Consider the following 6665-nt stretch of genomic DNA (forward strand, 5'->3'; position numbering starts at 1 on the left):
GCGCTCGTTGCTTACCTGTGCTTATTATGTGTGACGGTCGTCATAGGCGATTGTGGACACAGTGGTGGTGGACGAAGCAATTCCGGTTCCCGGTCGGGCAGCGGTAAGGGGTGCGGGAGCGGATGTAGTGCGGGGATGAGGGTCGGTTCCGTGGTCGGAACTCTTTCGCATCGACGTATCCGGCAGGCGACGCGTGTTCCTGTCTGATTACGAAGGTATTTCGTTCGTTCTTTTCCGGTCCCCCGATCGGGGACGCCGCGTGACGGACTCTCGAAGTGTGTCTAGAGTCCTCCGACATTCCGGGCTGCACATCGTTCGCACTGTGGCCCACACCGACACCGCGGACCATCGCGGCCTGCGCGGACGGCGACCTCGTCCCGCGGGAACTGAGGAAGGATCGATCTTGAGGGTCAAGCGCGTAATCGCGGCCGTGTCGGCAGGCTTCGTGGCTGCCGGCCTGCTCGCGGCATGTGGGGGCGGCAGCGCTTCCGGTGCCGAGGGCGTCTACAGCCTGCACATCATGCAGCCCGAGAACCCGCTGGTTCCGGGCAACACCACCGAGAGCGAGGGCAATCAGGTCCTCAAGTCGCTGTTCACGCCGTTGGTGCGCTACAACGACGAGACCAGCGAGGTGGAGTACACCGGCGTCGCGAAATCGGTCGAGTCCGAGGACCAGATGACCTGGACCATCGAACTGAACGAGGGCTGGACGTTCCACGACGGAACTCCCGTCACCGCGAAGTCGTATGTCGACGCGTGGAACTACACCGCTCTGAGCACCAACGCGTACGGCGCCTCGTACTTCTTCGAGAACGTCAAGGGATACGACGAGCTGCAGGCCGCCGACGGTGCCGAGCCCGCCGCGACCACCATGTCGGGCCTCGAGGCCGTGAACGACACGACGATCTCCGTCGAGCTGAAGGAACCGTTCGCAATCTTCCCGGTCACCCTCGGGTACACCGCGTTCTACCCTCTGCCCGAGGTGTTCTTCGACGACCCCGAGGCGTTCGGTCGCCGTCCGATCGGCAACGGCCCGTTCAAGGCCGACGAGGACTTCGTCGACGGTCAGGGCTTCACCGTGACCAAGTACGAGGACTACGCCGGTGACAACCCGGCGCAGGCCGAGGGCGTACAGTTCAAGGTCTACACCGAACTGACCACCGCCTTCACCGACGTCCAGGCCGGCGGCCTCGACGTGCTGCTGGATCTGCCGCCGGACGCCTGGGCCACCGCCCGCGACCAGTTCGGTGATCGTTACGTCGAGCGCGCCCGCCCCGACATCACCGCGCTCTCGTTCCCGACCTACGACGAGCGTTTCGCCGATCCCCGTGTCCGCGAAGCATTCTCGATGGCGATCGATCGTCAGGCCATCACCACGGCCATCTTCACCGACACCCGCACGCCGGCGGCCTCCTTCGGATCGCCCGTCGTCGAGGGGTACCGCGAGGACGCCTGCGGCGCCAAGTGCGAGCTGAACGTCGAGCAGGCCAACAAACTTCTCGACGAGGCGGGCTTCGATCGCAGTCGACCGGTCGATCTGTGGTTCAACGCCGGAGCCGGGCACGACCAGTGGATGACCGCGATCGGCAACCAGTTCCGCAGCAACCTCGGTGTCGAGTACGTGCTTCGCGGTGACCTGCAGTTCGCGCAGTACCTGCCGCTGCAGGACGACAAGGGCATGACCGGTCCGTTCCGGATGGGCTGGATCATGGACTACCCGTCGCTGTACAACTTCCTGGCGCCCGTCTACAGCACGGCCGCGATGCCGCCGGCCGGTTCGAACATGTCCTTCTACAGCAACCCCGAGTTCGACGGGGCCCTGTCGGCCGGTAACAACGCCGACACCCTCGACGAAGCCACGGTGGAATACCAGCGTGCCGAGGACATCCTGTTCCGCGACATGCCCGCCACGCCGCTCTTCTACGGACTGAACCAGGCCGTGACGAGCGACCGGGTCGACAACGTGAAGATCGACGCGTTCGGCGACATCGTGACCGAAGAGGTCACGGTCGGCTGAGTGACGAGTGGTGGGGGGGGGGGGGGGGGGGGGGGCCCCCCCCCCCCCCCCCCCCCCCACCACCCGCGTAGGACGTTCTGTTCCGTATAGGAGAACCCAGTGGGTCGCTTCATCACGCGCCGATTGCTGCTGACCGTTCCGGTCCTGATCGGCGCCTCGTTCCTCATCTTCGCGATGGTCTACGCCCTTCCGGGCGATCCCATTCGCGCGCTGGCGGGCGATCGCCCGCTCGCTCCCGCGGTCGTGGCGCAGCTCCGCGCCCAGTACAACCTCGACGATCCGTTCTTCGTCCAGTACATCAAGTACGTCGGCGGACTGTTCCAGGGCGACTTCGGATCCGACTTCTCCGGTAGGCCGGTGCTGGACACCATCTCGCAACGGTTGCCGGTCACCATCCAGCTGACCGCCGTGGCCGTGGTCTTCGAGATCCTCATCGGCGTCACGGCCGGTGTGCTCGCAGCGCTGCGCCGCAACTCCTTCTTCGACAATCTCGTGCTCGTCTCGTCGACGCTGCTCGTCTCGATCCCGGTGTTCGTCCTCGGCTTCGTCTCGCAGTACGTCCTGGGATACAGGCTGGGTCTGTTCCCGATCGCCGGTATCAACGACGGCTGGTACAGCTACCTGTTGCCCGGCCTGGTGCTCGCATCCCTGTCGATGGCCTACGTGGCGCGGCTGACGCGTACCGCGGTCTCGGAGTCGATGGCGGCCGACTACATCCGCACCGCCCGTTCCAAGGGCGTCGGATACAGCCGCATCGTGACCCGGCATGCCTTGCGCAACAGCCTCATCCCGGTCGTGACGTTCATCGGTGCCGACATCGGCGCGTTGCTCGGCGGCGCGATCATCACCGAGTCGGTGTTCAACATTCCCGGGCTCGGCCGCGCCATCTTCGACGCTGTGCAGAACCAGGAAGGTGCAGTGGTCGTCGGCATCGTCACGCTGATGGTCTTCTTCTACATCTTCTTCAATCTCGTCGTGGACGTGCTGTACGCCTTCCTCGACCCACGGATCAGATACGAGTAGTGGTGATGGATTCCAATAACGCCGAGGCCGCCCGCCAGCACGCCGTGCAGGAAGGCGAGCCGGGAAATGTCGTGACCGGTGAGGCCGTCGAACTCGTCGGCCAGGCGAGTCTGTGGGGCAACGCGTGGAAGAAGCTGCGCCGCAGCGCGTTCTTCTGGTTCGGAGCCGTCATCACCATCGTCCTCGTCGCGATGGCGGTGGTGCCGCAGGTGTTCGCCCGCGGGATCGATCCGCGGGCCTGCGACCTGTCGGACACCCGCCTCCCGCCGAGCGCACAGCACTGGTTCGGAACCGATCTGCAGGGTTGTGACTACTACGCCAACGTCGTCTACGGCGCCCGCGTGTCGCTGTCCATCGGTCTGCTGGCAGTCATCGGCGTGCTGGTCATCGGCATCCTGATCGGTTCGCTGGCAGGATATTTCGGAGGAATCCTCGACAGTGTGCTGGCGCGGTTCACCGATGTCTTCTTCGGCATCCCGCTCCTGCTCGGCGCGCTCGTGCTGCTGACCGTGACCAGCGAGAGGACGGCCCTGACGGTCGCGATGGCGCTGATCGCCTTCGGCTGGATGACCGCGATGCGTCTGGTGCGGTCGTCGGTCATCGCCGTCAAGGGCAGCGAGTACGTCCAGGCGGCGCAGGTGCTCGGCGCGTCGACCTTCCGCATCCTCGTCCGGCACATCCTCCCGAACGCCCTGACCCCGGTACTGGTCTACGCCACCGTGGCCGTCGGTACGTTCATCGCGGCCGAGGCAGCGCTGTCGTATCTTGGTATCGGCCTGCAGATGCCGGCCATGTCCTGGGGTCTGCAGATCAATCTGGGCCAGAACTATCTCTCCACCTCGCCGCATCTGGTGCTGTTCCCGGCAGGCTTCCTGTCGGTCACGGTGCTGGCCTTCATTCTCATGGGTGATGCGTTGCGCGATGCGCTCGACCCGAAACGGAGCTGACGCAATGAGTCTCGATATGCGTGAGAAGACCACCCCCGGTGCGCCGATCCTGCAGGTCTCCGGTCTGACCATCGATTTCGAGGTGGACCGGACCTGGCGGACCGCCGTGCGCGACGTCTCGTTCGAGGTGGCACGCGGAGAGATCGTGGCGATCGTCGGCGAATCCGGTTCGGGCAAGTCCACGACCGCCATGGCAGTACCGGGTCTGCTCGCCGACAACAGCAGGGTCGACGGCAGCATCGCCCTCGGTGGACGCGAGCTCGCCGGCCTGACGGAACGCGAGCTGAACTCGGTGCGCGGCAAGGACATCGCCGTGATCTTCCAGGAGCCGATGACGGCTCTCAATCCCGTCTACACGATCGGGTGGCAGATCACCGAGGCCATCCGCGCGCACGCCGACGTGACGAAGACCGAGGCGAAGGAGCGCGTGATCGAGCTGCTGCGTCTCGTCGACATGCCCGAGCCCGAGAAGCGCGTCGGCTACTACCCGCACCAGCTCTCCGGCGGTCAGCGTCAGCGCGCGATGATCGCGCAGGCGCTGGCCTCGGAGCCGTCGGTGCTCATCGCCGACGAACCCACCACGGCCCTCGACGTGACGGTGCAGGCGGAGATCCTGCAGCTCATGCGCGACCTGCGCGAGCGGGTGGACGCGGCGATCGTGCTCATCACGCACGACATGGGTGTCGTCGCCGACATGGCCGACCGCATCATCGTCATGCGCAACGGCGCGATCGTCGAGCAGGGGACGTCGGAGCGGATCTTCGGCACGCCGGAGCACGCCTACACCCGCGAACTGCTCGCCTCGGTGCCTCACCTCGGCTCGCGCGCCGGTGAGACGGGTGCCGACGACACTCCGGACGTGCAGCACGCGCTCCGGCTCGTCGACGCGGTGATCGAGTACCCCGGCGCCCGACGCAACAGCGGTTTCCGCGCCGTGGACGGGGTCAGTCTCGACATCGAACCGGGTGAGGTCGTCGGACTCGTCGGTGAATCGGGCTCGGGTAAGTCGACCATGGGCAAGGCCGCGGTCGGCCTGGTCGGATTGCACTCGGGTTCGTTGTCCGTCGGCGGTGTCGACATCACGAAGATGTCGGCGCGCGACCTGCGTCCGGTGCGCCGCAACATCGGCATCGTCTTCCAGGATCCGGGTTCGTCGCTCAATCCGCGGTGGCCGATCGGGCAGTCCATCGCCGAGCCGATGCTGCTGCACACCGAGATGGACCGCACGCAGCGAAACAAGAAGGTCGAAGAACTCCTCGACCAGGTACATCTGCCCCGCGACATGCGCAACCGCTATCCGCACCAGCTCTCCGGCGGACAGCGTCAGCGGGTGGGTATCGCGCGGGCACTCGCTCTCGAACCGACACTGCTGATCGCGGACGAACCCACCTCCGCGCTGGACGTGTCGGTGCAGGCCAAGGTGCTCGAGCTGTTCCGGGAACTGCAGCGTGAGTACGGCTTCGCGTGTCTGTTCATCAGCCACGACCTGGCCGTCGTCGAGGTGCTGGCCCGTCGTATCGCCGTGATGCGCGCCGGCAAACTCGTCGAGTTCGACCGGACCGATCGCATCCTGCGTTCGCCGTCCGATCCGTACACCAAGCGGCTGCTGGCGGCCGTTCCCGTCCCGGATCCTGCCGAGCAGGCGCGGCGGCGCGAGGAGCGTGCCGCACTGGTGGCCGCCGAACGGGCCGAGGCCGGGGGCGCGCCGGTGGCCTGAGCCGGCGTCATCCCCCGATCGCAGCGAGGACGGCATCGAGGACGGCGACCGCCCCGGCCTTGTCGAGCGGATCGTTGCCGTTCCCGCATTTGGGGGAGTACACGCACGACGGGCATCCCGCGGCACATTCGCAGGCTGCAACCGCGTCGCGGGTGGCGCTGAGCCACTCGACGATCCGGTGGTAACCACGGTCGGCGAATCCGGCACCGCCCGGTTGCCCGTCGTAGACGAAGACGGTGGGCAGCCCGGTGTCGGGGTGCAGATCGGTGGAGACGCCCCCGATATCGCCGCGATCGCACGTCGCGAGCAGGGGGAGCAGGCCGATCGCGGCGTGCTCGGCGGCGTGGAGCGCGCCCGGAACGCGATCGGGCGTCACCCCGATCCTGCCGAACAGGTCGGGTTCGATCGTGTACATCACCGCGCGGGTGTCGAGCGTGTGTTCGGGCATGTCGAGGGGAATCTGATCGAGCACCTCTCCCGACGGCAGGCGGCGTAGATAGCCGACCACCCGGTGCGTCACCTCGACCCCCACGGACGCAACCGTGACGGGTCCGTACTCGCGTCGTTCGTCGACGGAGATGCAGCAGATGTCGGTGATCTCCCGAGCGCTCGTCGACCATTCCGGATCGTCGGCGTGCACGAAGGCGATGCCGTCCTCGAGATACAACTCGTCGACCACGAATGTCTCGCCCTGATGCAGGTGCACGGCGCCGGGATGGATGGTCGCGGGCGCCCGGGCGGCGTCGACGGTACCGAGCATGCGGCCGGTGTCGCCCTCGACGATCGAGATCTGATGGCCGATCCCGCCGCGGATCTCGACATCGCCGTGCGGTTGCGTACCGGGGGTGACGAACCAGCCGTGCGGCCGGCGACGGATCAGGCCCGGCTCTGTTGCAAAAATCGTGAAGCTTGAGCATGCTTGGCGGAGATTGGACGGACGGAACGATGACGGATTTCAAGT

General features: G+C 66.3%; 4 protein-coding genes and 1 pseudogene. 4 read left to right on the top strand and 1 reads right to left on the bottom strand.

The window, feature by feature from the left end:
- Window positions 1-403 precede the first annotated feature (403 nt).
- The 4 genes from PV766_RS18030 to PV766_RS18045 all read left to right on the top strand — a co-directional run bounded on the left by PV766_RS18030 (window position 404) and on the right by PV766_RS18045 (window position 5704).
- Entirely contained in the window at window positions 404-2017 is a 1614-nt protein-coding gene (locus PV766_RS18030) for a peptide ABC transporter substrate-binding protein (protein WP_421097546.1), read from the top strand.
- A gap of 99 nt (window positions 2018-2116) precedes the next feature.
- Window positions 2117-3040 carry an ABC transporter permease gene (locus PV766_RS18035; protein WP_016934609.1) on the top strand — a complete coding sequence of 308 codons (924 nt, stop codon included), beginning with the start codon at window positions 2117-2119 and terminating at the stop codon, window positions 3038-3040.
- On the top strand, window positions 3040-3987 hold the full coding sequence (locus PV766_RS18040) for an ABC transporter permease (protein ID WP_088898784.1): 948 nt from the start codon (window positions 3040-3042) through the stop codon (window positions 3985-3987). Before PV766_RS18035 ends, PV766_RS18040 begins: the two co-directional genes overlap by 1 nt.
- Window positions 3988-3991: 4 nt before the next feature.
- Window positions 3992-5704, top strand: a complete 1713-nt coding sequence (locus PV766_RS18045; protein ID WP_421097547.1) for an ABC transporter ATP-binding protein — start codon at window positions 3992-3994, stop codon at window positions 5702-5704.
- Window positions 5705-5711: 7 nt separating this feature from the next.
- On the opposite strand, the pseudogene PV766_RS18050 reads toward PV766_RS18045, so the two are convergent.
- A pseudogene (locus tag PV766_RS18050) lies at window positions 5712-6593 on the bottom strand (Zn-binding domain-containing protein); the annotation flags it as partial.
- Window positions 6594-6665: the final 72 nt, after the last annotated feature.

Source organism: Rhodococcus sp. As11 (assembly GCF_048957735.1).
In the GTDB taxonomy this organism is placed as follows: domain Bacteria; phylum Actinomycetota; class Actinomycetes; order Mycobacteriales; family Mycobacteriaceae; genus Rhodococcus; species Rhodococcus gordoniae.